This window comes from Streptomyces marinisediminis (assembly GCF_026262575.1).
Classification (GTDB): domain Bacteria; phylum Actinomycetota; class Actinomycetes; order Streptomycetales; family Streptomycetaceae; genus Streptomyces; species Streptomyces marinisediminis.
The window spans coordinates 89,308-112,772 of sequence record NZ_JAPKFL010000012.1 but is presented as its reverse complement, the minus strand read 5'-3'; the positions used below and the strand labels follow the sequence as shown (position 1 = coordinate 112,772).

At 74.6% G+C, this 23,465-nt stretch carries 21 protein-coding genes and 1 tRNA gene; 16 read left to right on the top strand and 6 right to left on the bottom strand.

Annotated features, from left to right (window positions below):
• Positions 1 to 4: 4 nt before the first annotated feature.
• Together OSB71_RS12180 and nudC are read left to right on the top strand one after the other, a co-directional pair.
• Positions 5 to 1,414, top strand: coding sequence for a dipeptidase (locus OSB71_RS12180; protein WP_265947435.1), 1,410 nt, complete (start codon positions 5 to 7; stop codon positions 1,412 to 1,414).
• A 101-nt stretch (positions 1,415 to 1,515) separates the two neighbouring features.
• A complete protein-coding gene (gene nudC / locus OSB71_RS12175) occupies positions 1,516 to 2,460 on the top strand; it encodes an NAD(+) diphosphatase (RefSeq protein ID WP_265947433.1) in 945 nt (314 codons plus the stop codon).
• A 196-nt stretch (positions 2,461 to 2,656) separates the two neighbouring features.
• Here nudC and OSB71_RS12170 read toward each other — a convergent pair whose 3' ends face one another.
• Complete coding sequence (locus OSB71_RS12170; RefSeq protein ID WP_265947432.1) at positions 2,657 to 2,914, bottom strand: glutaredoxin domain-containing protein; 258 nt, start codon at positions 2,912 to 2,914, stop codon at positions 2,657 to 2,659.
• A gap of 156 nt (positions 2,915 to 3,070) precedes the next feature.
• Between OSB71_RS12170 and OSB71_RS12165 the strand changes: the two genes are divergently transcribed.
• From OSB71_RS12165 to OSB71_RS12150, 4 genes are all read left to right on the top strand, one after another.
• Positions 3,071 to 5,260, top strand: coding sequence for an ATP-dependent DNA helicase UvrD2 (locus OSB71_RS12165; protein WP_323055280.1), 2,190 nt, complete (start codon positions 3,071 to 3,073; stop codon positions 5,258 to 5,260).
• Between the two features lie 241 nt (positions 5,261 to 5,501).
• Positions 5,502 to 5,768, top strand: coding sequence for a hypothetical protein (locus OSB71_RS12160; RefSeq protein WP_265947430.1), 267 nt, complete (start codon positions 5,502 to 5,504; stop codon positions 5,766 to 5,768).
• Between the two features lie 122 nt (positions 5,769 to 5,890).
• Entirely contained in the window at positions 5,891 to 6,247 is a 357-nt protein-coding gene (locus OSB71_RS12155) for a WhiB family transcriptional regulator (protein ID WP_265947428.1), read from the top strand.
• 56 nt (positions 6,248 to 6,303) lie between these two features.
• Positions 6,304 to 6,552, top strand: a complete 249-nt coding sequence (locus OSB71_RS12150; protein ID WP_265947426.1) for a putative WhiB-interacting protein — start codon at positions 6,304 to 6,306, stop codon at positions 6,550 to 6,552.
• 430 nt (positions 6,553 to 6,982) lie between these two features.
• Here the strand turns inward: OSB71_RS12150 and OSB71_RS12145 are convergent, their stop codons facing one another.
• Together OSB71_RS12145 and OSB71_RS12140 are read right to left on the bottom strand one after the other, a co-directional pair.
• Positions 6,983 to 8,392 carry an ABC1 kinase family protein gene (locus OSB71_RS12145; protein WP_265947424.1) on the bottom strand — a complete coding sequence of 470 codons (1,410 nt, stop codon included), beginning with the start codon at positions 8,390 to 8,392 and terminating at the stop codon, positions 6,983 to 6,985.
• A gap of 48 nt (positions 8,393 to 8,440) precedes the next feature.
• The gene (locus OSB71_RS12140; protein ID WP_265947422.1) at positions 8,441 to 9,553 is read right to left on the bottom strand and encodes a ThiF family adenylyltransferase; all 1,113 of its coding nucleotides are present in this window, start codon (positions 9,551 to 9,553) and stop codon (positions 8,441 to 8,443) included.
• Between the two features lie 682 nt (positions 9,554 to 10,235).
• Here OSB71_RS12140 and OSB71_RS12135 point away from each other — a divergent pair.
• The 4 genes from OSB71_RS12135 (at position 10,236) to OSB71_RS12120 (ending at position 13,996) form a co-directional block, all read left to right on the top strand.
• Positions 10,236 to 10,859: a M48 metallopeptidase family protein gene (locus tag OSB71_RS12135; protein ID WP_416237246.1), complete on the top strand. Its 624-nt coding sequence runs from the start codon at positions 10,236 to 10,238 to the stop codon at positions 10,857 to 10,859.
• A gap of 69 nt (positions 10,860 to 10,928) precedes the next feature.
• Complete coding sequence (locus OSB71_RS12130; protein WP_265947420.1) at positions 10,929 to 12,548, top strand: TerD family protein; 1,620 nt, start codon at positions 10,929 to 10,931, stop codon at positions 12,546 to 12,548.
• An 11-nt stretch (positions 12,549 to 12,559) separates the two neighbouring features.
• The gene (locus OSB71_RS12125; RefSeq protein ID WP_265947418.1) at positions 12,560 to 13,243 is read left to right on the top strand and encodes an AIM24 family protein; all 684 of its coding nucleotides are present in this window, start codon (positions 12,560 to 12,562) and stop codon (positions 13,241 to 13,243) included.
• A 15-nt stretch (positions 13,244 to 13,258) separates the two neighbouring features.
• Positions 13,259 to 13,996, top strand: a complete 738-nt coding sequence (locus OSB71_RS12120) for an AIM24 family protein (RefSeq protein ID WP_265947416.1) — start codon at positions 13,259 to 13,261, stop codon at positions 13,994 to 13,996.
• A 28-nt stretch (positions 13,997 to 14,024) separates the two neighbouring features.
• Here the strand turns inward: OSB71_RS12120 and OSB71_RS12115 are convergent, their stop codons facing one another.
• Together OSB71_RS12115 and OSB71_RS12110 are read right to left on the bottom strand one after the other, a co-directional pair.
• Positions 14,025 to 14,552 carry an NUDIX hydrolase gene (locus tag OSB71_RS12115; RefSeq protein WP_265947414.1) on the bottom strand — a complete coding sequence of 176 codons (528 nt, stop codon included), beginning with the start codon at positions 14,550 to 14,552 and terminating at the stop codon, positions 14,025 to 14,027.
• Positions 14,549 to 16,057 (bottom strand): zinc-dependent metalloprotease, encoded by a 1,509-nt coding sequence (locus OSB71_RS12110; RefSeq protein ID WP_265947412.1) that lies wholly within the window; start codon positions 16,055 to 16,057, stop codon positions 14,549 to 14,551. The genes OSB71_RS12115 and OSB71_RS12110 overlap by 4 nt, the downstream gene beginning before the upstream one ends.
• A gap of 199 nt (positions 16,058 to 16,256) precedes the next feature.
• Between OSB71_RS12110 and OSB71_RS12105 the strand changes: the two genes are divergently transcribed.
• The 4 genes from OSB71_RS12105 to OSB71_RS12090 all read left to right on the top strand — a co-directional run bounded on the left by OSB71_RS12105 (position 16,257) and on the right by OSB71_RS12090 (position 19,584).
• On the top strand, positions 16,257 to 17,375 hold the full coding sequence (locus OSB71_RS12105) for an SDR family oxidoreductase (protein WP_265947410.1): 1,119 nt from the start codon (positions 16,257 to 16,259) through the stop codon (positions 17,373 to 17,375).
• A gap of 104 nt (positions 17,376 to 17,479) precedes the next feature.
• Positions 17,480 to 17,947 (top strand): molybdenum cofactor biosynthesis protein MoaE, encoded by a 468-nt coding sequence (locus OSB71_RS12100; RefSeq protein ID WP_265947408.1) that lies wholly within the window; start codon positions 17,480 to 17,482, stop codon positions 17,945 to 17,947.
• 211 nt (positions 17,948 to 18,158) lie between these two features.
• Complete coding sequence (locus OSB71_RS12095; RefSeq protein WP_265947406.1) at positions 18,159 to 18,464, top strand: hypothetical protein; 306 nt, start codon at positions 18,159 to 18,161, stop codon at positions 18,462 to 18,464.
• A 25-nt stretch (positions 18,465 to 18,489) separates the two neighbouring features.
• Positions 18,490 to 19,584, top strand: a complete 1,095-nt coding sequence (locus tag OSB71_RS12090) for a YlbL family protein (protein ID WP_265947404.1) — start codon at positions 18,490 to 18,492, stop codon at positions 19,582 to 19,584.
• A 173-nt stretch (positions 19,585 to 19,757) separates the two neighbouring features.
• On the opposite strand, the gene OSB71_RS12085 is transcribed toward OSB71_RS12090, so the two are convergent.
• Positions 19,758 to 20,315, bottom strand: a complete 558-nt coding sequence (locus OSB71_RS12085) for a PPA1309 family protein (protein WP_265947402.1) — start codon at positions 20,313 to 20,315, stop codon at positions 19,758 to 19,760.
• A gap of 132 nt (positions 20,316 to 20,447) precedes the next feature.
• Between OSB71_RS12085 and OSB71_RS12080 the strand changes: the two genes are divergently transcribed.
• On the top strand, positions 20,448 to 23,333 hold the full coding sequence (locus OSB71_RS12080) for a UPF0182 family membrane protein (RefSeq protein WP_265947540.1): 2,886 nt from the start codon (positions 20,448 to 20,450) through the stop codon (positions 23,331 to 23,333).
• Between the two features lie 43 nt (positions 23,334 to 23,376).
• Positions 23,377 to 23,453, top strand: a tRNA-Met gene (locus OSB71_RS12075).
• Positions 23,454 to 23,465: the final 12 nt, after the last annotated feature.

Below are 23,465 nucleotides of genomic sequence, written 5' to 3'. Positions count from 1 at the left end.
TGGCATGAGCTCCGCCCCGGACAACGCCGTCCGCGACCACGTCACCGCGCACGCCACCGCCTTCCTGGCCGACCTCGTCGACTGGCTGCGCATACCCTCGGTCTCCGCCGACCCCGGGCGGGCCGAGGACGTCCGGCGGAGCGCCGAGTGGCTGGCCGGACGACTGCGCGCGACCGGCTTCCCCGTCGCGGAGGTCTGGTCGACGCCGGGGCTGCCGGCCGTCTTCGCCGAGTGGCCCTCGGCCGACCCGGACGCGCCCACCGTGCTCGTCTACGGTCACCACGACGTGCAGCCGGCCGACCGCTCCGACGGCTGGTTCGGCGAGCCCTTCGAGCCCACCGAGCGCGACGGCCGCCTCTACGCCCGCGGCGCCGCCGACGACAAGGGCCAGGTGTGGATGCACACCCTGGGGCTGCGCGCCCACCTCGCCGCCACCGGCCGCACCGCGCCCGCCGTGCACGTCAAGCTGCTGATCGAGGGCGAGGAGGAGTCCGGCTCGCCCCACTTCCCCGCGCTGCTGCGCGCCCACGCCGACCGGCTCGCCTGCGACGCCGTGCTCGTGTCGGACACCGGCATGTGGGACGAGGATACGCCCACCGTCTGCACCGGCATGCGCGGCCTGACCGACTGCCAGATCGACCTGTTCGGCCCCGCCCAGGACATCCACTCCGGCTCCTTCGGCGGCGCCGTGCCCAACCCGGCCACCGAGGCCGCCCGGCTGGCCGCCGCCCTCCACGACGACCGGCGGCGCGTCGCCGTCCCCGGGTTCTACGACGGCGTCGTGGAGCTGACCGAGCGCGAGCGCGCCCTCTTCGCCGAGCTGCCGTTCGACCAGGAGCGCTGGCTGCGCACCGCGCACAGCTCCGCCGCGCTCGGCGAGGAGGGCTACACGGTGCTCGAACGCGTCTGGGCCCGGCCGACCGCCGAGGTCAACGGCGTCTCCGGTGGCTACCAGGGCCCCGGCGGCAAGACGATCGTCCCGGCCCGGGCGCAGCTCAAGCTCTCCTTCCGGCTGGTCGCCGGGCAGGACGCGGACCACGTCCAGCGGGCCGTGCGGGAGTGGGCGGCGGCCCGGCTGCCCGACGGCATCCGGCACGAGATCACCTTCTGGGGTGCGACCCGGCCGTGCCTGACGCCGCTGGACCACCCCGCGCTCCAGTCCGTCGTGCGCGCCATGTCCCGCGCCTTCGACGACCGGCCCGTGCGCTTCACCCGCGAGGGCGGCTCGGGCCCGGCCGCGGACCTGCGCGACGTCCTGGACGCCCCCGTCCTCTTCCTCGGCATCTCCGTGCCCTCCGACGGCTGGCACGCCCCGAACGAGAAGGTGGAGCTGGGGCTGCTGCTGAAGGGGGCCGAAGCCGTCGCCCACCTGTGGGACGACCTGCCGCGCCACTGGCAGCCGGCCCGCGACTGACCCACCGGTTCCCTCGGCCCCACGGGCCCCGCCGCCCGCCCGCGTCCGCAGCGGACGCGCCCGAGCCCCACCGCCGCCCCAGACAAGGAGCACCGAGCAGCGTGACCACCTGGACCGAGCAGCAGGCCGAGCCACCCGTGACGCTCACCGGCACCGGGGGCATCGACCGCAGCGCGCACCACCGGCTGGACGAGGCCTGGCTCGCGGCGGCCTGGAGCCACCCGAGCACGCGGTGCTTCGTCGTCTCCGGCGGTCAGGCGCTCGTGGTGGACACCGACGACGGCCGCACCGAGCTGGTGACCATGCCCACCTTCGACGCCCCCATCACCGAGGCGCACCGCTACTTCCTCGGTACCGACGCCGAGGGCGTGCGTTACTTCGCGTTGCAGAAGGACACCCTGCCGGGCCGCATGGACGACCTCGCCCGCCCCGCCGGGCTGCGCGAGGCCGGCGCCCTGCTCGGGGAGCGCGACGCCGCGCTGCTCGTGCACGCCGTCGCGCTGGAGAACTGGCAGCGCCTGCACCGGTTCTGCTCCCGCTGCGGCGAGCGCACCGTCATCGCCGCGGCCGGCCACATCCGGCGCTGCCCGGCCTGCGGCGCCGAGCACTACCCGCGCACCGACCCCGCGGTGATCATGCTCGTCACCGACGCGCGGGACCGGGCGCTGCTCGGCCGCCAGGTGCACTGGCCCGAGGGGCGCTTCTCCACGCTCGCCGGGTTCGTCGAGCCGGGGGAGTCGCTGGAGAACGCCGTGCGGCGCGAGGTCTTCGAGGAGGCGGGACTGCCCGTGGGCGAGGTGGAGTACGTCGCCAGCCAGCCGTGGCCGTTCCCCTCCAGCCTGATGCTCGGCTTCACCGCGCGCGCCACCGCCGCGGAGATCGCCGTGGACGGCGAGGAGATCGAGGAGGCGCGCTGGTTCTCCCGCGAGGAGCTGCGCGTCGCGATCGAGGACGGAGAGGTGCTGCCCCTGGTGGGCATCTCGATCGCGGCCCGCCTCGTCGAGCGGTGGTACGGCGCTCCGCTGCCCAAGGCGCCCCCCGCCTGAGCCCGGCGGCCCGGGTCTGCTGTGTAGCTCGCGGCCTGGGTCCGGTGTGCGGGCCCGGTGGCCCGAGCCCGGTGTGAGCCCGCGGCCCGAGCCCGCCGTCCGAGCCCGCCGTCCGAGTCGGCGGGCCTGAGCCCGCGGCCGCCCCGCCGCCGCGGGGCGGCTCGGCTCGGCGGCCCGAGGCCGCCGACGGCCGGATTCAGGCCGCGAGCGCCTTCTTCACCTGGGCGAGACTCGGATTGGTCATGACGACCTCGTCGCCGCCGCCCGACGGCACCACCACCACCGTCGGCACCGTCTGGTCACCGCCGTTGATCTTCTCCACGAAGGACGCCGACTCCGGGTCCAGCTCGATGTTGATCTCGTTGTAGGCGATGCCCTCGCGCTCCATCTGCCGCTTCAGACGGACGCAGTAGCCGCACCACGTGGTGCTGTACATCGTCACGGTTCCCGTCATGGGACCGGCGCTCCTTCGTGTTGTCGGGTGTTGCTTTCGGACAACGAGAGCAGAGGCGTCCGGATTCCCGCCACCGGCGGGACACCGGTATGACAAGGCGCACCCCCCTGTGGACGGCCGGACCCGGCGCCCCCGGGGACCTGGCAGCATGGCGGGGTGACCGCAGCGACCCACTCCACCCTGTTCCCGCCGGTGCCCGAGACGGCCGACGCGGTGCTCGACGGGCTCGACCCCGAGCAGCGCGAGGTGGCCACGGCGCTGCACGGCCCGGTGTGCGTGCTGGCCGGCGCCGGGACGGGCAAGACGCGGGCGATCACCCACCGCATCGCCTACGGCGTCCGCGCGGGCGTGCTGCCCCCGGCCGGGGTGCTGGCCGTCACCTTCACCAACCGCGCCGCGGGGGAGATGCGCGGACGGCTGCGCCAGCTCGGGGCCGACGGCGTGCAGGCCCGCACCTTCCACTCCGCCGCGCTGCGGCAGCTCCAGTTCTTCTGGCCCCGCGCGGTCGGCGGTGACCTGCCCCGGCTGGTCGACCGCAAGGCGTCCCTGGTCGCCGAGGCGGCCGCCCGCGTCGGCCTGCGGCTGGACCGCGCCGAGCTGCGCGACGTCACGAGCGAGATCGAGTGGGCCAAGGTCACCCAGACCATCCCGGACGACTACCCGGCCGCCGCCGCGCAGGCCGCCCGCCAGCTCCCCCGGGACGCCGCCGAGACGGTCGGCGTCTACACCGCCTACGAGAACCTCAAGCGCGAGACGGCCACCATCGACTTCGAGGACGTGCTGCTGCTCACCGTCGGCATCCTCCAGGACAGCCGGGACGTCGCCGAGCGGGTGCGCGCCCAGTACCAGCACTTCGTCGTCGACGAGTACCAGGACGTCAGCCCGCTCCAGCAGCGGCTGCTGGACCTGTGGCTGGGCGAGCGCGACACCCTGTGCGTGGTGGGCGACGCCAGCCAGACGATCTACTCCTTCACCGGCGCGACCCCCGACCACCTGCTCGACTTCCGCCGCCGCCACCCCACCGCCACCGTGGTGCGCCTGGTGCGCGACTACCGCTCGACGCCGCAGGTCGTCCACCTGGCGAACGGGCTGCTGGCGCAGGCGTCGGGCCGGGCGGCCGAGCACCGGCTGGAGCTGGTCTCCCAGCGCGAGCCCGGCCCCGAGCCCGCCTACGCCGAGTACCCCGACGAGCCGGAGGAGGCCCGCGACACCGCCCGGCACATCCGCGACCTCATCGCCGCGGGCGTACCGGCCGGCGAGATCGCCGTCCTCTACCGGATCAACGCCCAGTCCGAGGCCTACGAGCAGGCGCTGGCCGACGCGGGCGTCCCCTACCAGGTGCACGGGGCCGAGCGCTACTTCGAGCGGCCCGAGATCCGGCAGGCGGGGGTGCTGCTGCGCGGCGCCGCCCGTGCCGGTGACAACGACCCGCGGCTGGCCGCCGCGCAGGGCCTGGCCGACCAGGTGCGCGTGGTGCTCGGCGGCGCCGGGTGGCAGCCGCGGCCACCGGCGGGCTCGGGCGTCGCCCGGGACCGCTGGGAGTCCCTGGCGGCCCTGGTCCGCCTCGCCGAAGAGGTGGCGACGGCCCGCCGGGGCGCCACGCTGGCGGACTTCGTCGCGGAGCTGTCGCAGCGTGCGGCCGCCCAGCACGCGCCGCCGGTGGAAGGCGTCACCCTGGCCTCCCTGCACGCGGCCAAGGGGCTGGAGTGGGAGGCCGTCTTCCTCGTCGGCATGGTCGAGGGCGTGCTGCCCATCACCTACGCCAAGACGCCCGCCCAGATCGAGGAGGAGCGGCGGCTGCTGTACGTCGGCGTCACCCGGGCGCGGCGCCTGCTGCGCCTGTCGTGGTCGCTGACCCGCAACCCCGAGGGCCGCCCGCCCCGCGCGCCCAGCCGGTTCCTGGACGGGTTGCGCCCCGGCTCCGGCGCGGCGGCGGCCCGCGGCGGGGGCGCACCGACCGGCCGGGGCGGCGTCGAGCACGGCACGTCGCCCCGCCCGGCGCGGCGGCGGACGGTGGTGCGCTGCCGGGTGTGCGGCCGCACCCTCACGGACGCCGGCGAGGTGAAGCTGATGCGCTGCGAGAGCTGCCCGTCCGACGTGGACGAGGCGCTCTACGACCGGCTGCGCGCGTGGCGCACCCGCCAGGGGCGGCTCATCGGCCAGCCCGAGTACTGCGTCTTCACCGACAAGACGCTCCTGGCCATCGCCGAGGCCGTGCCCGACGACGAGTCCGGGCTGCGGGCCATCGCGGGCGTCACCGCGCGCAAGGTCCGGGCCTTCGGGGCGGACGTGCTCGCCCTGTGCGCGGGGGAGGAACTGGCGGACCAGGCGGGGGACGCCGGCTGAGGCCACCGGCGGAAGGAAAGCTTCCGCTCGGAACCTGACACACCGTTCAAAACTTCCCGCCGAACTTCCCGGAAAATAGTTTGCGCACGCCGCTACGCGCGCCATAGCCTTCGAGACGTGGAGAGGGCGGGCTACTCGCCCCATCTTCTCCACTTCTCCATGATGTACTCATCCCTGAACATCTTCGGGTCCGGCCCCTGGCCGGGGAGCCCGACCGAGGCGCCGAGAGGAGGCGAGACCAGTGATCGGAATTCTGACCAACACCGGCGAAGTGACCGAGCGCTCGGTCGTTGCCACCTGCCTGCTCGGCTCCTCCGTCCGTGGCACCGGTCTGCCCTGTGCCCGGATCAGCGATGAGCGACCGATCGAGGCGTCCGCAGTAGCAGCGGCGGCACAGGCGCAGACCTATGCCCTTGGCGCGGCGGATGCCGGCTTTGGTCGCCAGAAGACGCAGCACCACACGATGTGGGCCTTCCGTGGGCTCGAACCCTGGAGAGATCCAGCCTGATCGGCGATCAGGTCGGCACCTTCCAGGGCCGCGGAACCCACACCGGGTACCGCGGCCCTTCTGTTTGCCCAAAAGCAGCCCGGCCACCAGCCGGACCGACAACGACAGACGAGGAAGTCACCGTGCAGACGCAGACGCACACCCCGTCACGCCCCGACCTGAACCCGCCTGATACCCCGGAGGACTCCTTGTTCCCCCTCACCACCCTCACCGAGCTGGACCAGGCCATCGACCGGCTCGGCGCCGCCGTACCGTGCCGCAGCTACGACCCGGAGGTGTTCTTCGCCGAGGCCCCGGCCGACGTGGAGTACGCCAAGTCGCTGTGCCAGACCTGCCCGCTGCGCGAAGCCTGCCTCGCGGGCGCCAAGGAGCGGCGCGAGCCCTGGGGCGTGTGGGGCGGCGAGCTCTTCGTCCAGGGGGTCGTGGTGCCCCGGAAGCGGCCCCGCGGCCGCCCGCGCAAGAACCCGGTCACGGCATGAACGCGCCCGGCACCATCGACCGCCCGTCCGCGTACGGACCGGCCCAGCAGGACCCCATGAACGACACACTTCTTCCCATGGCCGACCGCCGCTCGCCGGAACGGTCCGCCGCTCCCCAGAACAGGACCCGGGACATGCAACTCATGCCAGAAACCCTGAGCAGAGCACGAATGCAGGACTATCTGCGCGAGGTCGACAGCGAACGCGTCGCCCGCCGCCTGGTGGCCGCCCGACGCATGCAGCGCAAGGCCGAACGGGCCTCGCTGCGCGCCCGCCGCGCCCTCGCCAGGACCGTCATGCACTGAAAAGAGCAGGAGATGCCCGTGATCCGGCGCCGTCACAGCGATGACGGCCACACGACCTGACCGCGGCCGCTTACCTCACCACAGCACGTGTCACTGCCCGCACCTACCGCCGGAGCCGGGGCCCACGCCCCGGCTCCGGCGCGTTCCGCCCGCGCCCCGGACGTGCGCCAGCGCCCACCGGCGCCGCCCGCGCCTGGGGCGCCCCCGCTCGGGTGCGTCGGCGCGCACTGGCACCGTCCGCCCTTCGGGTGCCGTCCGCGGGTAGGCGCGCGTCCGCGTCGGCCGGTGGCGCCCGGGCCTCGCGTGCCCCCGCTCGGGTGCGTCGGCGCGCACTGGCACCGTCCGCCCTTCGGGTGCCGTCCGCGTGGAGGGCGCGCGTCCGCGTCTCGGGTGGCTTCGGGGCTCGGGTGTCCGGGAGCGGGCCGGGTGGTCAGGCGGTCGTGGCCACCTCGGCCGGGTCGCCCGGCTCGGGGAGGTCGTCCAGCGCCTCGACCCGGGCCGGCGGCACGCCGCCCTCGCCCGCCTCCTCCCCGGGGGCGAAGCCGGGCAGCCAGTCGGCCAGCTCGTCGCGCATGCGCACCCGCGCCCCGAGCTGGCACAGCACGCCGATCGTGCTGAGCGTGACCCGGTGGATCAGCAGGTAGGAGGGCGGCAGGTTGAGCTGCTTGCCGAGTTGGTGCGCGGGCGAGCGCGGGTCGGCTATGCGCGCGCCCTGCTCGCGCATCCACTCCCGGGAGAAGCGGAACTCCTCGGTCTGCGCGGGCTCGATGATCGGCAGCAGGTAGTCCAGTACGGCCTCGGGCCGCAGCTCGATGTCCGGCTTGACGAAGCCCTCCGCGCACAGCAGCCCGTAGACGTCCTCCGCGCGGCCCTCCAGCGTCATCCGCAGCGTGACGCCGATGGGTTCCGGCAGCCCCTCCGGCAGCCGGTCGACCGTGCCGAAGTCCATCACCCCGAGCCTGCCGTCCGGGAGGATCCGGAAGTTTCCCGGGTGCGGGTCGGCGTGCAGCAGACCGGTGCGGGCCGTGCCGCTGAACAGGAAGCGGGCCAGGAGCTGGCCGGCGGCGTCCCGCTCGGCCTGGGTGCCGTCGCGGATGATCTCGGCCAGCGCGGTGCCCTCCATCCACTCGGTGATCAGAACCTGCTCGCTCTGGTGCACCACCTGCGGCACCCGCACGTCCGGGTCGTCGGCGAACTCCGCGGCGTAGGCCCGCTGGGCCTCGGCCTCCAGCCCGTAGTCCAGCTCCTCGCTCACCCGCTCGCGCAGCTCGGTGATGAGCGGCTTGACGTCCATGCCCGGGATGAGCGGCCCCACGAGCCGGGCGAAGCGCCCGAGCTGGGAGAGGTCCGACAGCAGGGCCTCGCCCGCCCCCGGGTACTGCACCTTGACGGCCACCTCGCGGCCGTCGTGCCACACCGCCCGGTGCACCTGGCCGATGGAGGCCGCGGCCGCCGGCTTGTCGCTGAACTCGGTGAACAGCTCCCGCCAGTCCGCGCCCAGCCGCTCGGCGAGCACCTGGTGCACCGTGGACGAGGGCATCGGCGGCGCGGCGTCCTGGAGCTTGGTCAGCGCCGCCCGGTAGGGCCCAGCGACCTCCTCGGGCAGCGCCGACTCGAAGACGGACAGGGCCTGCCCGAACTTCATCGCCCCGCCCTTGAGCGACCCCAGCGTCGCGAAGAGCTGCTCGGCGGTGCGCTGCTGCAGCTCCGTGGCGATGGCCTCCGCCGGACGCCCGCCGATGCGCTTGCCGATGCCGAGCGCCGTCCGGCCGGCGAATCCCAGGGGGAGCGCGGCCAGCTTGGCGGTGCGGGTCACAGCCTTGCGCGGAAGATCCGACATGCACCCCTCCAACTCGCGACGGCCCGCGCGGCTCCACGCCGCCCGCCGTCAGGACGCCATTGTCACCGGCGGGGCGCTCCCTGCCGAGTCCCGTGCGTCGGCCCCGGCGGCAGCGGCACCACACGGGCACCGGCTATACGGTCGCACAACCTCCTCCTCGCGGCGCAGTCCGGGGAGCACGAAGGAGGTGCGCACCCCCGGCGCCGCCGCACCGTCGCTGTCCAGCAGGCTCAGGACGAACGACGCCGCCGCCCCGGCGACCACCGCCGCGAGCGGTCCGTCACACGCCACCGTTCCGGTACGCCGCGCCTGCCGCCACTGGCCCACCATCAGCGGCCACGAGGGCTCCCGCACCGACCGCTCCAGCAAGGCGCACTCCGCGCACGCCGAGACGCCCGGCAGCACGAGCGGGCCGACGAACCCGGTGGCCTCCACCACCCCCGCGTACAGGTGCGGGCGCCCCGCGCGCACCAGTTCCCGGGCCGCCTCCGGGTCCGGCGCGTACGCGGCGAGCCCGTCACGCGGCGCGAACACCACGAGGTCCAGCTCGGTACCGGCGCCGCCCGGGGAGCGGGGCCGACGGGCCCACGGCCCGACCCGGCGCACCACTTTGCGCAGGGCCGCGTCCCGGCGCTCGCCGCTCTGGTCGGGGCGGACCCCGCCCGGGGCCGCGTCCGCCGCCGTCACACAGCCACCGTCCACCGCCTCGACCGTGCCCACCCCGGCGGCCGAGAGCAGCGCGGCCAGCGTGCCGCCCACCCGCCCGGCGCCCCGGACCTGGACGCGTGCCTCCCGCCGGGCGGCCAGGACGCGGGCCGCGGCCCCGGGCCGTGGGTGCAGCACGGACAGCGAGGACAGATCCGGGCGGAGCCGCTCCCCGGTGGCGGCGACCACCGCGCGCTGCGCCGTGGCGTCGTCCACCAGCCCGGCCCGGCTCAACTGCCGCACCAGCCGGTCGGCCATGGGGGCGCCCAGGCCGATCACCTGGGCCGCCTCCCGCAGCCGGGCCATGCTGCGGGTGCCGTCCAGCAGGTCGAAGAAGCTGCCCGTGGCGGCGTCCACCGGGCCGAGCACCACGGCGTGCGCGGGCGTCACGCCGTACTGCACCGTCTCCCGGTCCCGCCAGCTCCGGCGCAGCGCCGGCTTGATCATCGGATGCATGTCCGCCCCCTCGCAGGTGTCCTCGGATGGCCGTGCGGGCGCGGCACGCGCCGTGCACGACGCCGCGTGCCGCCCACGTTCGGTGACTGGTCCGTCACCGGGCGACGGAGCCAGCATGCGGCATTCCGGCCGACGGCGCGCAGAGTTGTCCACAGCGGGTGGGTGATGGTCGTACCAGATGCCTGGCACGCCCTCCGGTGAGGCCGCCGCCGCCCGCCTGCCTCGCCGGCCTGCCTCTCCCGCCCGCGCCGCTCGCCAGTCCCGTTCGCCTACGCCGTCCGCCTGCACCACTGAGCAGCCCGTCCCGCCCGTGGCGGCCGCCCGCCGCCTGCCCGTGGCGGTTGCCCGCCGCCTGCCGCCCGTCGCCTGCCCGTCCCGGCCGCCCGCCGCCTGCCCCGTGCCCGGCCGCCCGCGCCGCCCGTCCCGGCCGCCCGCCCGTTCCGGTGGCCCTTGCCGGAGGCTCAGCCGGAGGGCGTCACCACCGTGCGGCCTGTGTCCCCGTCCACTGAGCGGGTGCTTCCGGGGCGGGCGGGGCCCCGCCCGGCCGGACGCCCCCGCCAGGCCTGCTCCCGCCGTTCGTCCCCGCCGCCCGCGCCCGGGCGTGCGGCCGGTGCGTCGCCGACGTGCGACTGCGGTCCCCGCCCTCTCGGCAGCTCGCCCTCCGGGCCGGTACCGTCGTGCCGTGCCCGCCGAATCCCTGGACCGCGCCTCCCTCGCCCCGACGGCCGCCGCGCCCGGAGCCGGCCTCCTCGACCCGGGCCCGGGCGCCACCGGGCCGGTCGCGCACGGCCCGGTCGAGGTGCGGCGCAGCGCCCGCCGCCGCCGTACGGTCTCCGCGTACCGCGAGGACGGGCGGACGATCGTGCTGATCCCCGAGCGCATGTCGGCGGCGGACGAGCGGCACTGGGTGGCCGTGATGCTCGACAAGCTCGCCGCCCAGGAGAGCCGCCGCACCCTGGCGCGCGGCGAGCTCGCCGACCGCGCCGCGCGGCTGTCCGAGCAGTACCTCCAGGGGCGCGCCCGTCCCGCGTCGGTGCGCTGGGTCACCAACCAGAACACCCGCTGGGGCTCGTGCACGCCCGCCGACGGCACCATCCGGCTCTCCCACCGGCTCCAGGGCATGCCCGACTACGTGCTCGACTACGTGTTGCTGCACGAGCTCGCGCACCTGTTGGTTCCCGGCCACGGGCCCGCGTTCTGGCGGCTGTTGGACGGCTACCCGCGCACCGAGCGGGCTCGGGGGTACCTGGAGGGGGTGGCCTCCGCCTCCCGGCTGCCGCACGCCCGCGACGCACGCGAGGGTTGAGCCCCGGCGGTCACCCGTTAGCCTGGCGCACAGCGAGTTTCAGCCACGGACGGGGGACGTGCGTCAGGTATGACCAGGCAATTCCAGCGCGGCCACAAGGCCAGGCTCAGTGACCTCACGGCCGGGACGGACCTGTACGTCGGCGTACACGTCGCCGCACCCGGGGTGACCTTCGACATCAGCTGCTTCGGCCTCGACGCCGACGAGAAGCTGTCCGACGACCGGTACTTCGTCTTCTTCAACCAGCCGAAGTCCCCCGAGGAGGCGCTCCAGCAGCTCGGCGCGCAGGCGGGCGACACCGAGTCCTTCCGCGTCACCCTCGACCGGCTGCCGCCGCGGGTGCGCCGCCTGTCCTTCACCGCGACCGTCGACGGCGACGGGCAGATGTCGCAGATCGGGCCGGGCTACCTGCGGATCGTGGCCGGAGGTGAGGAGGTCGCGCGCTACGCCTTCGACGGCTCGGAGTTCAGCACCGAGCGTGCCGTGATGATCGGCGACTTCTACGTCAAGGACGGGTGGCGGTTCGCCGCCGTCGGCCAGGGCTTCGACGGCGGCCTCGCAGCGCTGCTGCGCCACTTCGGTGGCGAGGTCGCCGAGGAGGGCGTGGCCGAGGAGGAGGCCGCGCCGGAGCCCGCGCCCGCGTCGGCGCCCCCCGCCTTCGCCCTGCCCCCCGAGGCCGCGCCCGCCCCCGCGGCGCCCCCGGCCTTCGCGCCGCCCGCCGGGCAGCCCCCGGCCCAGGGCGTGCCCCAGGCCCCGGCACCCCAGCCTCCGCCCCAGGCCCCGCCCGTCCCCGTGCCCCAGGCCCCCGCCCCGCACACCCCACCGCCGCAACCCCCCGTGCCCGCGCACGCCGCGCCCACCATGGCGGCCCCGCTGGCCGGGCCGCAGCCACCGGGGCCGCCGCAGCCACCGGGGCCGCCCGGGCCGCCGCAGCCGCCGCCCGGCGCCTACGCCCCGCCCGCCGTCCCGCAGCAGTCGGGCCCGCCCGGCGCCCCCGCCCCCGCCTATGGCGTCCCGCAGCAGGGCGGCGGCGGGCTGCGCGTCAGCCTGGAGAAGTACCGCGAGGCCCCGGTGGGCCAGCGCTGGACCCTCCAGAGCCACCAGCTCGTGCGCGCCGACCTCGGGGCCGACCCGCAGCCGGTGCTGGCCCGGCAGGGCAGCATGGTGCTGTACCAGGGCGACGTCGACTTCGGCTACAAGGGCGCGGGGGTGCTGGGCCGCGTCGTCGGCAACGCCACCGGCCAGGAGCTGCCGCTCATGCGCTGCACGGGGCGTGGCCAGGCCTTCTTCGCCGACCAGAGCAGCCACCTGCACCCCATCGAGCTGCAGGGCGACGCGGTCTGCGTGTCCGCCGAGAACGTGCTCGCCTTCGACGAGTCGCTGCAGTACGAGGTGCGCCGCGTCGAGGGGCACGGCATCCCCGGTGGCGTCATGTTCACCCTGCAGTTCCAGGGCACCGGCACGGTCGTCGTCAAGACGCACGGCACCCCGGTGGTCCTCCCGGTGACGCCGATGACGTTCGCCGACGCGCAGGCCGTCGTCGCCTGGTCGGCCGCCGCGCAGGTCATCGTCTCCGCCCAGGTCCGGCTCCGCCGGAACGCCTACCCCGGGCACAGCGGGGAGAGCGTCAACCTGCAGTTCCGCGGCGCGCCGGGGAACTTCGTCGTCGTCCAGCCCTACGAGGTCTGAGGGAGCCCGTCATGGACCAGTCACCGCTCGCGGGCTTCGCCCCGACCGCGCCGGCCGCGCGGATGGAGAACCACGGCTCGCACATGGTGAAGATCGCGATGGCCGGCGGCCAGGACGTCTTCGCGCGCACCGGCTCGATGATCGCCTACGAGGGCTTCGTCCAGTACGAGCCCAACCCGCCCGCCGTGCGGCAGCAGGCCGCCCAGTGGCTCACCGGTGAGGGCGCGCCGCTCATGCGCTGCCACGGCGACGGGCTGCTCTACCTGGCCGACTACGGTGCCGACGTCGTCGTCCTGCACCTGGCCGACGACTCGCTGTCGGTCAACGGCACCAACGTGCTCGCCTTCGACGCCCACCTCCAGTGGGGCGTGGAGCGGGTGAAGGGCCTGGCCAAGTTCTCCGGGCAGGGCCTGTTCAACGTCACGCTCGCGGGCACCGGCTGGGTGGCGCTCACCTCGCGCGGCGTGCCCGTCGTCGTCGACTGCGGCAGGGGCGAGGACGAGACGTACGTCGACCCGGACGCGCTCGTCGCCTGGTCGACCAAGCTCAAAGTCAAGGGCAAGCGCAGCTTCAAGGCGTCCGCGCTCATCGGGCGCGGCAGCGGCGAGGCGTTCCAGCTCGGCTTCTCCGGGCAGGGCTTCGTCGTCGTCCAGCCCAGCGAGGACAGTGCCGACCGGCTGCGCGTGCGCGGCTGACGGGGGAGGAACACCATGCAGAGCCCGCTTTTCGCCCACACCGAGGTGCAGACGGCCGAGCCGTTCGCGCTGCAGAACGACAAGCTGCTGCGCGTGCGGCTGGACGGCGGCCGGGACGTGCTCGCCCGGAAGGGGGCCATGGTCGCCTACCAGGGGCGGATCGAGTTCGACGCCGAGTACCGGCCGCGCGGCGGGAACCGCCGCAGGGCGCGGGAGGCGCTGGACCTGATGCGCTGCTCGGGGGACGGGACGGTCTTCCTCGCCAATCTCGCCCAGGACGTGCACGTGGTGGACGTCGGCCGGGAGGGGCTGACCGTCGACAGCGGCTACGTGCTCGCCCTGGACCCCACGCTGCACTGGGAGGTCATCAGCGTGGACAGCCAGTACGGCATCTCCGGAACCGGCAAGTACAACCTGCTGATCACCGGGCAGGGCCAGGTCGCGCTCATGACCTCGGGCAAGCCGCTGACGCTCCAGGTCACCCCGGAGCGCTACGTGAGCGTGGACTCCGACGCCGTCGTCGCCTGGTCCACCGACCTCACCGTGCAGATGCAGGCGCAGACCAGCAGCTCCGGGGTGTGGCGCAGGCGCGGCAGCACCGGCGAGGGCTGGGAGCTGAACTTCGCGGGCACCGGCTTCGCGCTCGTCCAGCCCAGCGAGCTGCTGCCGCCGCAGGACGCCCGGCTCGGCGGCGGGGTGCGCGGGCAGTTCGGCATGGACCGGCCCACGCACGGCAACATCTTCTCCAACTGAGGCGGCGCCCGGTGGCCCGGGCGCCGCCTCACAGCAGCGCCCGGGCCCGCTCGGCCAGCCGCGCCACCGACGCGTCGGCGACGTCGGCCACCTCGGCGACGCCGAACCAGCGCAGCTCCAGCGACTCCTCGCTGACCGCCTCCACGGCGCCCGCCGGGGCGACGGCCACGTACTGCACGTCCAGGTGCCAGGCGCACGGCGTGCGGTGGCGGTCCAGCCGCGCCGGGCCGCCGGGAAGCAGCTCCAGCCCGGCGATGCCCGACTCCTCGGTCGCCTCGCGCAGCGCGGCTCCGGCCAGCGAGGCGTCCCCCGGTTCGCAGTGCCCGCCGAGTTGCAGCCACTGGCGCAGCTTGCGGTGCAGGGTCAGCAGCACGCGCTCGCCGGCCTGGTCCACCACGAGCGCGCTCGCGGTGAGGTGCCCCGGCGCGCAGGCGCGCCACATCGCGTCCCGGTGGCTCGCGAGGTGCTCCAGGTAGTCCCGGCGCAGCTCGTCCTGCGCGGGCTCGGGCGGGGGCCACCGCGTGAGCACGCGCACCGCGTCGGCGTGCAGGCTCACGCGCCCCGGCCCCGCTCGCCGTCGCCGTCGTCGGCGTCCCCGTCGCCGCCTGCCGGGCCGTCGCCGCCTGCCGGGCCGTCGTCGGCCTCGGTGCCGGCGCGCGTGTCCTCCCCCGGCGCGCCGGAACCCGCGGACCCGTCCCGGTGCGCGGCGTCGCCGAGCATCTTGTCCAGCTCCGAGAAGTCCGGCTGCTCGCGGTGCACGAAGCCGTCGGGGTCGTCCAGGTCGGCGGCGGTGGGCAGCATGTCCGGGTGCTCCCACAGGCCGTCGCGGCCCTCGGGGCCCCGGGCGTCGGCCAGCGAGGCCCACAGCCGGGAGGCGTCCCGCAGGCGGCGCGGGCGCAGCTCCAGGCCGATCAGCGTGGCGAACGTCTGCTCCGCCGGCCCGCCGCTCGCCCGGCGGCGGCGCAGCGTCTCGCGCAGCGCGTCGGCCGACGGCAGGTGCGGGGCCGCCGCCGCGTGCACCACCGCGTCCACCCAGCCCTCGACCAGCGCGAGCGCCGTCTCCAGACGGGCCAGGGCCGCCTTCTGCTCCGGGGTGTCCTCCGGCTGGAACATGCCCTGCTGGAGCTTCTCCTGCATGTCCTCCGGGCGCGACGGGTCGAGCTGCCCGACGACGTCCTCCAGCTTCGCGGTGTCCACGGCGATGCCGCGCGCGTACCCCTCGACCGCCCCGAACAGGTGCGAGCGCAGCCACGGCACGTGGGCGAAGAGCCGCTGGTGGGCGGCCTCGCGCAGCGCCAGGTACAGCCGCACCTCCTCCTGCGGGACGCCCAGGCCCTCGCCGAACACCGCCGCGTTGCGCGGGAGCAGCGCGGCCTTCCCGGCCGGGCCGAGCGGCAGCCCCACGTCGCTGGAGCCGACGACCTCGCCGGCGAGCACGCCGAGCGCCTGGCCGATCTGGGTGCCGAACATCGCGCCGCCCATCGAGCGCATCATGCCCAGCAGCGGCCCGGCCATGGCCTGCATCTCCTGGGGCAGCACGTCGCCCATGGCGGCGCCCACCCGCTCGGCCACCGGGTCCACCAGCTCCTGCCACACCGGCAGCGTCGCCTCGACCCACTCCGCGCGGCTCCACGCCACCGTGGCGGTCGCGCCGGAGGGGAGGGAGGTGACGCCGTCCAGCCACAGGTCGGCCAGGCGCAGCGCCTCCTGGACCTGGGCGCGCTCCTGCGGGCCGACGCTGGCGTCCTTGCCGCCGTCCGCCGTGCCCTGCGCGACCGTCTGGCGGGCGATGTCCTTGGCCATGTCCCAGTTGACCGGCCCGCCCTCGTAGCTGAGCATCTGGCCGAGCCGCTGGAAGGCCGCGCCGAGGTCGCCCGGGTCCAGGCCGCCGGAGCCGCCGCCCAGCGAGCCGAACATCGCGGCCAGCGGGTTGTCCGCGCCGGGGCCGCCGGCACCGCCGAAGCCGAACGGGTCGCCGCCGCGCCGGCCCTTCTTCCGCTCGTCGTCGCCGTCGTCCGGCTCCTCCGGCGGAACGCCGAATCCGAATGGGGTGTCACTCACGGAAGTTCCTCGGCTCTGTCGGTGGGGCGGTGGTCTGCTGGGGGCGCATGCGCGGGCCGGTACCGTCCGGTATCAGCCCTCTCGCGCCGGTACGGAACGGACCTGCCCGTTTTCCGGGCGCTTACCACCAGCCTAGACACCGGTCAGGCAGGATGGGGCCCTGCGCATCCGTACCAGAGACAACCACTGGAGCAGCCCGGTGAGTTCCCCTGAGCCGAACGTTCGCGCAGCGCGAAACGACGCTGCGGGCCCCGTCGTCGCCGTCACCGGCGCCGCGAGCGGGACCGGCGCGCTGCTCACCGCGCGCCTGGCCGCCTCCGCCGAGGTGCGGCGGGTCGTCGCGCTCGACGAGCGGCGCGGCGAGGTGACGGGCGCCCAGTGGCACACCCTGGACGTGCGGGACCCGGCGCTGGCCGAGCGGCTGGGCTCGGCGGGCGCCGCCGACGGCCCGGTGGACGTCGTCGTCCACCTCGCGCTCGACCTCGACCTGGAGGCCGACCCGGCCGCCCGCACCGCCTACAACGTGCGCGGCACCCAGACCGTGCTGACCTCCGCCGCGGCCGCCGGCGTGCGCCGCGTCGTGCTGTGCACCTCCGCCATGGTCTACGGCGCGCTGCCCGACAACGACGTGCCGCTGGCCGAGGACGCCGAGCTGCGCGCCACCGCCGAGGCCACCGGCGTCGGCGACCTGCTGGAGATCGAGCGGCTGGCCGAGCGGGCGCCGCGCGCCCACCCCGGGCTCAACGTGACCGTCGTCCGCCCCGCCGTGCTCGTCGGCGGCACGGACACCGCGCTGACCCGCTACTTCGAGTCACCCCGGCTGCTGGTGGTCTCCGGGTCCCGGCCGTGTTGGCAGTTCTGCCACGTGGAGGACCTGGTCAGCGCGCTGGAGTACGCCGCGCTGGAGAAGGCCGACGGCGAGCTCGCGGTGGGCTGCGACGGCTGGCTGGAGCAGGAGGAGGTCGAGGAGCTGTCCGGCATCCGGCGCATGGAGCTGCCCTCGGCCGTCGCGCTGGGCGCCGCCTCCCGGCTGCACCGCCTGGGGCTGACGCCGTCACCGGCGGGCGACCTCGCGTACACGATGCACCCCTGGGTCGTCAGCGGCTCGCGGCTGCACGACGCGGGCTGGCGGCCGAAGTGGACCAACGAGGAGGTGCTCGCCGAGCTGCTGGCGGAGGTCGAGGGGCGGCACACCGTGGCCGGACGCCGGCTGGGGCGCAAGGACGCCGCGACCACGCTCGGCGCCGCCGGGGCCACCGTCGCCCTCGTGGGCACCGCCGCCCTCGTCCGCAGGGCCCGCAGGCGGCGCGGCCTGTGACCTGCCGGCCGTCCGCCGTCCGCCGGCCGCCCGCCGTCCGACCCGTCGGCGGAGGCAGTGGAAGAAGCTTTCCGAATCCGCTCCCGTGCGGCAGCATGAGGGGCATGGCACAGACGCACGACAGGCCGGAGCACCCCGGCGAGCAGGCCGCCGCCGACCCGATCCGGCTGCTGGCGGTCCGCGACGCCCCGCTGTCGCTCGACGAGGTGTTCACCGCGGTCGGGGACGCCGCGGCCGGGGGCACCGCCCTGTTCGTGGGCACGGTGCGCGACCACGACGGCGGCAGCGACGTCGACCGCCTCGGCTACTCCGCGCACCCCACGGTCGAGGCGGAGCTGCGCCGCGTCGCCCAGCGGGTCGCCGCCGACTTCCCCGTCCGCGCGCTCGCCGCCGTCCACCGCGTCGGTGACCTGGCCGTCGGCGACCTGGCCGTCGTCGTCGCGGTGTCCTGCCCGCACCGGGCGGAGGCGTTCGCCGCCTGCCGCCGGCTGATCGACGACCTCAAGCACGAGGTCCCCATCTGGAAGCACCAGACGTTCTCCGACGGCACCGAGGAGTGGGTCGGCGCCTGACGCCCCGGCCCGCGCCCACACCCGGGCCCCGCGCCGCCCCGGCCCGCGTACCGCCCGGCCGACCTGCGGTGACGCCCGCCGGGCCGGGTCCGCCCCGCCGTGCCCCGTACGGTGGGCGACCGGTTGCGTGACCCGCGCCGCCGTCACAGGGTTGAGACGCCGGAAGGACGACTTCCCCGCCGCTTCGGCGGGCGGGATCTGGAGGTGGGACATGGCGGCGCTCGTCTGGTGGGTCATACCCCTGCTGGGAACGGTATGCGCGGTCTCCTGGGCCCTGTGGGCGGCCCGGCAGAGCAGCGAGCGGGGCTCGGGGGACGCGGCCGGGGTCGCCGGGTACGACGCCTTCCGCGCCGCGATGGATAGGTCCGCCGCGCGCCACCGCCCGGCCCCGCCCGCCGCGCTCGGCCGGATATCCACCGACGGCCCGTCCCGGATACCCACCGACGGCCCGCTCCGGATACCCACCGACGGCTCGCTCCGGATACCCACGGACGGACCGTCCCGGAGGGCCGACTGACGACCCCGTCCCGTAGTGTCGGGGCATGTCTCGCCGCCACGCCACGATCCTGGCATCCGTGCTGCTCCTGATAGGCATGCTCAGTGCGGTGGCAGTGATCCGGGTGCCCTATGCGGAGCTCTCGCCCGGCCCCACGGTGAACACGCTCGGCGAGCACGGCGGCGACCCGGTGCTGAGCGTCGAGGGCCACGAGTCCTTCGACACCACCGGGCACCTGAACATGACGACCGTCCGCGTGACCAGCGCGGACTACCGGATGACGCTCGGCGAGGCGCTCTACGGCTGGCTGGCGGACGACTCCGCCGTCGTCCCGCACGACTCCCTCTACCCCGACGGCACGACGGCCGAGGAGGCGGAGGAGGAGAACGCCGAGGAGTTCAGCCGGTCGCAGGAGAGCGCCAAGGTCGCGGCCCTGCGCGAGCTGGGCATCGAGGTCGACACGCGCACCGTGGTGCGGGCCGTGGTCAAGGACGGCCCCGCGGAGGGCAGCCTGCGCGCCGGGGACGTGATCAAGGCCGTGGACGGGGAGCCGGTCGAGGCGCCGGCCGACGTGGCCGAGCTGGTCACCGAGCACGAGCCGGGCGAGGCGGCCGTCTTCACCGTCGTCCCGGTCAAGGCGGCGACGGCCGCGGAGAAGGCGGGCGAGGACCCGGCGGCGGCCGACACCCGCGAGGTCACCGTCACCACGCGGGCCGCCGGGGACGACGGCCGCGCCATCGTCGGCATCCAGGCGGGCACGGCGCACACCTTCCCGTTCGACATCGACATCCAGCTCGCCGACGTCGGCGGGCCCAGCGCCGGGCTGATGTTCGCGCTCGGCATCGTCGACAAGCTGACCCGCGAGGACCTGACCGGCGGCGCCTTCGTCGCGGGCACCGGGACCATCGACGGCGCGGGCGCGGTGGGCCCGATCGGCGGCGTCACGATGAAGACGCGCGCCGCGGAGGCCGCCGGCGCGGAGTACTTCCTCACCCCGGCCGCCAACTGCGCGACCGCGCTCGCCGACCCGCCGGGCGACCTGCGGCTGGTGCGCGTCGAGACCATGGACGACGCGATGACCGCGCTGGAGGCCATCCGGGCCGACGACACGGACGCGCTCCCGCTGTGCCGGGCGGCCTGAGCGCCGGGCCCCGCCCGCACGGGCCGTAACCCACGCCCCGCGCCCGCCGCCCCGGCCGCGCCGGTCGCCCCGTGCGGCGCCGTCGCCCGGGGGCGCCCCGCGGGCGACGGCGCCGCCGGGCGACCGTCCGCGCGCGGCACGGCCGTCCGCCCGGGCGGTGCGGGCCGGAACCGTCAGCCGGTGAACGTCGCGGAGAGGGCTTCCGCCAGGCCGGGAACCAGGTCGCGCCCCGTGAGCACCTCCGTCGCGGCGTCCTTCTCGCGCAGGCGCAGCGCCGACTCCCGGTCGCCGTCGCGCAGGACGCCGACGGTCATGCGGACCTCCTGCCGCTCGGGGTGCTCGGCCACCCAGGCGGTCAACTCCGCGTCGGACAGGCCCTCCGGGAGCGTGGACTCGGCCGTCGCCGGCAGCATCAGCCGCTCCACCGTGAGCGCGCAGCCCGACACCGCGTCCGGCCAGGCGATGGTGGCCAGGAACTCGTCCAGCGCGACCCCCGCGGGAATCTCGTCCTGCTCGACGGGTGTGAGGGCGTCGGTCTGCGCGGCGTCGCCGATGCCGAGCTGTTCGGCCAGGTCCGGCTCCTCGGCGCGCAGCCGCACCGTGTCCACCAGGGCGAACAGCCGGGCCGGCTGGTCCCAGCCGAGCCCGGCCGTGTAGTCGTCGATCTCCAGCACGGCCCGGGTGAGGGGGGAGGCCGCCAGGGGTGTGCCGTCAAGGGGGGGATTACTCATGCCCATATCGTGCCTTCAACGACCCCCAGAACGGGAACTGGGTAAAGCTTGAGTAAGTTGACCGAGTGAGCCCTGTGGTACGGGGCCTGCTTCATCCCTGCGATCTTCGAGGTGCGCACCTTGGCTTTCCAGATGCCGGAACGGGGCTCAGGAGGCCCCACCGGGCCACGGACCAGAGTCGGCCAGCCGTCCCGGCGCGCCAAGACGCTGTTGATCACGGCGGGCGTGCTGGCGGTACTGGCCATGCTTTTCGTCATGTTCGCCGGATTCTGGACCGACTGGCTCTGGTACCGATCCGTGGACTACACGAACGTCTTCACCACCCAGTTGTGGACGAAGGTCGGCCTCTTCGCCGTCTTCGGCCTGTTCATGGCGCTCGCGGTCGGGTTCAACATCTGGCTGGCGCACCGGCTGCGGCCGCCACTGAGCGCCATGTCCATGGAGCAGCAGAGCCTGGACCGCTACCGCATGGGCATCGCGCCCTACCGCAAGTGGCTGCTCCTGGGCGTGACGGCGCTCATCGGCCTCATCGCGGGCGCGTCGGCCTCCGGCCAGTGGCGGACCTGGCTGATGTGGGTGAACGGCACCCCGTTCGGGCAGACGGACGCGCAGTTCGGCAAGGACATCTCGTTCTTCACCTTCGAGCTGCCGTTCTTCCGCTTCCTGCTGAGCTTCGGCTTCGCGGCCACCGTGCTGTCGCTGATCGCCGCCGCGCTGGTGCACTACCTGTACGGCGGGCTGCGCGTGACCACGCCGGGCGCGCGGGCCACGGCGCAGGCCACCGGCCACCTCTCGGTGCTGCTCGGGGTGTTCGTGGCGCTGAAGGCCGTCGCGTACTGGCTGGACCGCTACGGCCTGGCGGTCAAGTCCAGCGACATCCGCGGGCAGGAGGAGTGGACGGGCCTGCGCTTCACCGACGCCAACGCCTACCTGCCGGCGAAGACGATCCTGTTCTTCATCGCCATCATCTGCACCCTGCTGTTCTTCGCCGCCCTGTGGCGGCGCACCTGGCAGCTCCCGGTGATCGGCCTCGGGCTGCTGGTGCTCTCGGCCATCCTCATCGGCGGCCTGTACCCGGCGCTCGTGGAGCGCTTCCAGGTGCAGCCGAACCAGCAGGCCAAGGAGACGCCGTACATCGCGAAGAACATCGACGCCACGCGCAAGGCGTACGGCATCGACGACGCGGAGATCACCAACTACGAGGGCGCCGGTGACGAGGAGGAGGACGGGGAGCAGCCCCCGGAGGAGGTGCTCCAGGCGGCCCGCGACTCGGTGAACGACGCGGCCAGCATCCGCCTGCTGGACCCGAACGTCGTCTCCCCGGCCTTCCGCCAGACCCAGCAGGTGCGCGGCTACTACACCTTCCCCGACAACCTGGACGTGGACCGCTACGCGGACCCCGAGGGCGTCGAGCGCGACACCGTCATCGGTCTGCGTGAGATCAACATCGAGGGCGTGCCCGAGCGGAACTGGATCAACGACCACTTCAAGTACACCCACGGCTACGGCGTGGTGAGCGCGCTGGGCACCGAGGTGGACTACGAGGAGGGCGGCGGCACCCCGGTCTTCACCGAGTCGGACCTGCCGCCGCAGGGCACGCTGGGGGAGTACCAGCCCCGGGTGTACTACGGCGAGGAGACGACGCGGTACTCGATCGTCGGCGGGCCCCAGCAGGAGCTGGACTACGTCGCCAACGACGAGGAGAAGCTCTACACCTACGAGGGCGACAGCGGCGTCGACATCTCCGGCACGGTCAACCGCGCCGCCTACGCCCTGGCCTTCGGGGAGCCGAAGATCCTCTACTCCGGCGCCATCGGGGACGGCTCGCGCATCCTGTACAACCGCACGCCCAAGGAGCGCGTCGAGGCCGTCGCCCCGTGGCTGACGATCGACGGGGACCCGTACCCGGCCGTCGTCGACGGGAAGATCCAGTGGATCGTGGACGCGTACACGACGTCCAACGGCTACCCGTACTCCTCGCGCACCACGCTGGGCGACACCACCCAGGACGCGCTCACCGACGGCCAGCGCGCGGTGCTGGCGCAGCAGGACCAGGTCAACTACATCCGCAACTCGGTCAAGGCCACGGTGGACGCCTACACCGGCGACGTGCAGCTCTACCAGTGGGACACCCAGGACCCGGTGCTGAAGACCTGGATGAAGGCCTTCCCCGGCACCGTGGAGCCGCGCAGCGAGATCAGCGACGCGCTGCTGGACCACCTGCGCTACCCGCAGGATCTGTTCAAGGTCCAGCGCGAGCTGCTGACCCGCTACCACGTCACCAACCCGGGCCAGTTCTACAGCGGCAGCGAGCGCTGGGAGATCCCGGCCGACCCGACGAGCGCGGACGAGGAGCCGGTGCCGCCCTACTACCTGAGCCTGCGCATGCCGGAGCAGGAGGAGAAGTCCTTCTCGCTCACCACCACGTTCACGCCGAACAACCGGCAGACGCTGGGCGCGTTCATGGCGGTGGAGTCCGACGCCACCAAGGAGGACTACGGCACCATCCGCCTGCTGAACGTGCCGGCGAGCAACTCCGTCTCCGGTCCCCAGCAGGTGCAGAGCCGCTTCAACTCCGACACCCGCATCGCCGAGTCCATCAACCTCCTGGAACGCGGCGACTCGGAGGTGGAGTACGGCAACCTGCTGACCATCCCGCTGCAGGAGGGCATGCTCTACATCGAGCCGCTGTACGTCCGCGGCGCGGACACCAACTACCCGCGCATGCGGAAGGTGCTGGCCTCCTACCAGGGTGAGATCGCCTACGAGGACACGCTGGAGCAGGCGCTCAACGTCGTCTTCCAGGTGGAGGAGTCCGAGGACCCGCCCCCCGGGGACCCGCCGGCCGACGAGCAGGACCCGCCGGCCGACCAGCCGGAGGAGGAGCAGGACACCCCGCCCGGCGACCTCCAGGAGCTGGAGGACGCGCTCCAGGACGCCCAGGACGCGCTGGACCAGCTCCAGGACGCCCTGCGGCGCGCCGGTGAGGCCCAGACCGACGGCGGCGAAGGGGAGTGAACCGAGCCCGCCCCGCGCCGTGGTAGAGTTGTGAACACAACGGCGCGGGGTGGAGCAGCTCGGTAGCTCGCTGGGCTCATAACCCAGAGGTCGCAGGTTCAAATCCTGTCCCCGCTACCAGAACCGAAGGGC

What these genes read in the sequence shown, in the direction of transcription:
- OSB71_RS12180 (WP_265947435.1), top strand. Translation starts at nt 5, where the DNA reads ATGAGCTCCGCCCCGGACAACGCCGTCCGCGACCACGTCACCGCGCAC.
- OSB71_RS12170 (WP_265947432.1), bottom strand. Translation starts at nt 2,914, where the DNA reads ATGACGGGAACCGTGACGATGTACAGCACCACGTGGTGCGGCTACTGC.
- OSB71_RS12150 (WP_265947426.1), top strand. Translation starts at nt 6,304, where the DNA reads ATGAACGACACACTTCTTCCCATGGCCGACCGCCGCTCGCCGGAACGG.
- OSB71_RS12145 (WP_265947424.1), bottom strand. Translation starts at nt 8,392, where the DNA reads ATGTCGGATCTTCCGCGCAAGGCTGTGACCCGCACCGCCAAGCTGGCC.
- OSB71_RS12140 (WP_265947422.1), bottom strand. Translation starts at nt 9,553, where the DNA reads ATGCATCCGATGATCAAGCCGGCGCTGCGCCGGAGCTGGCGGGACCGG.
- OSB71_RS12130 (WP_265947420.1), top strand. Translation starts at nt 10,929, where the DNA reads ATGACCAGGCAATTCCAGCGCGGCCACAAGGCCAGGCTCAGTGACCTC.
- OSB71_RS12125 (WP_265947418.1), top strand. Translation starts at nt 12,560, where the DNA reads ATGGACCAGTCACCGCTCGCGGGCTTCGCCCCGACCGCGCCGGCCGCG.
- OSB71_RS12120 (WP_265947416.1), top strand. Translation starts at nt 13,259, where the DNA reads ATGCAGAGCCCGCTTTTCGCCCACACCGAGGTGCAGACGGCCGAGCCG.
- OSB71_RS12100 (WP_265947408.1), top strand. Translation starts at nt 17,480, where the DNA reads ATGGCACAGACGCACGACAGGCCGGAGCACCCCGGCGAGCAGGCCGCC.
- OSB71_RS12095 (WP_265947406.1), top strand. Translation starts at nt 18,159, where the DNA reads ATGGCGGCGCTCGTCTGGTGGGTCATACCCCTGCTGGGAACGGTATGC.
- OSB71_RS12090 (WP_265947404.1), top strand. Translation starts at nt 18,490, where the DNA reads ATGTCTCGCCGCCACGCCACGATCCTGGCATCCGTGCTGCTCCTGATA.
- OSB71_RS12085 (WP_265947402.1), bottom strand. Translation starts at nt 20,315, where the DNA reads ATGAGTAATCCCCCCCTTGACGGCACACCCCTGGCGGCCTCCCCCCTC.
- OSB71_RS12080 (WP_265947540.1), top strand. Translation starts at nt 20,448, where the DNA reads ATGCCGGAACGGGGCTCAGGAGGCCCCACCGGGCCACGGACCAGAGTC.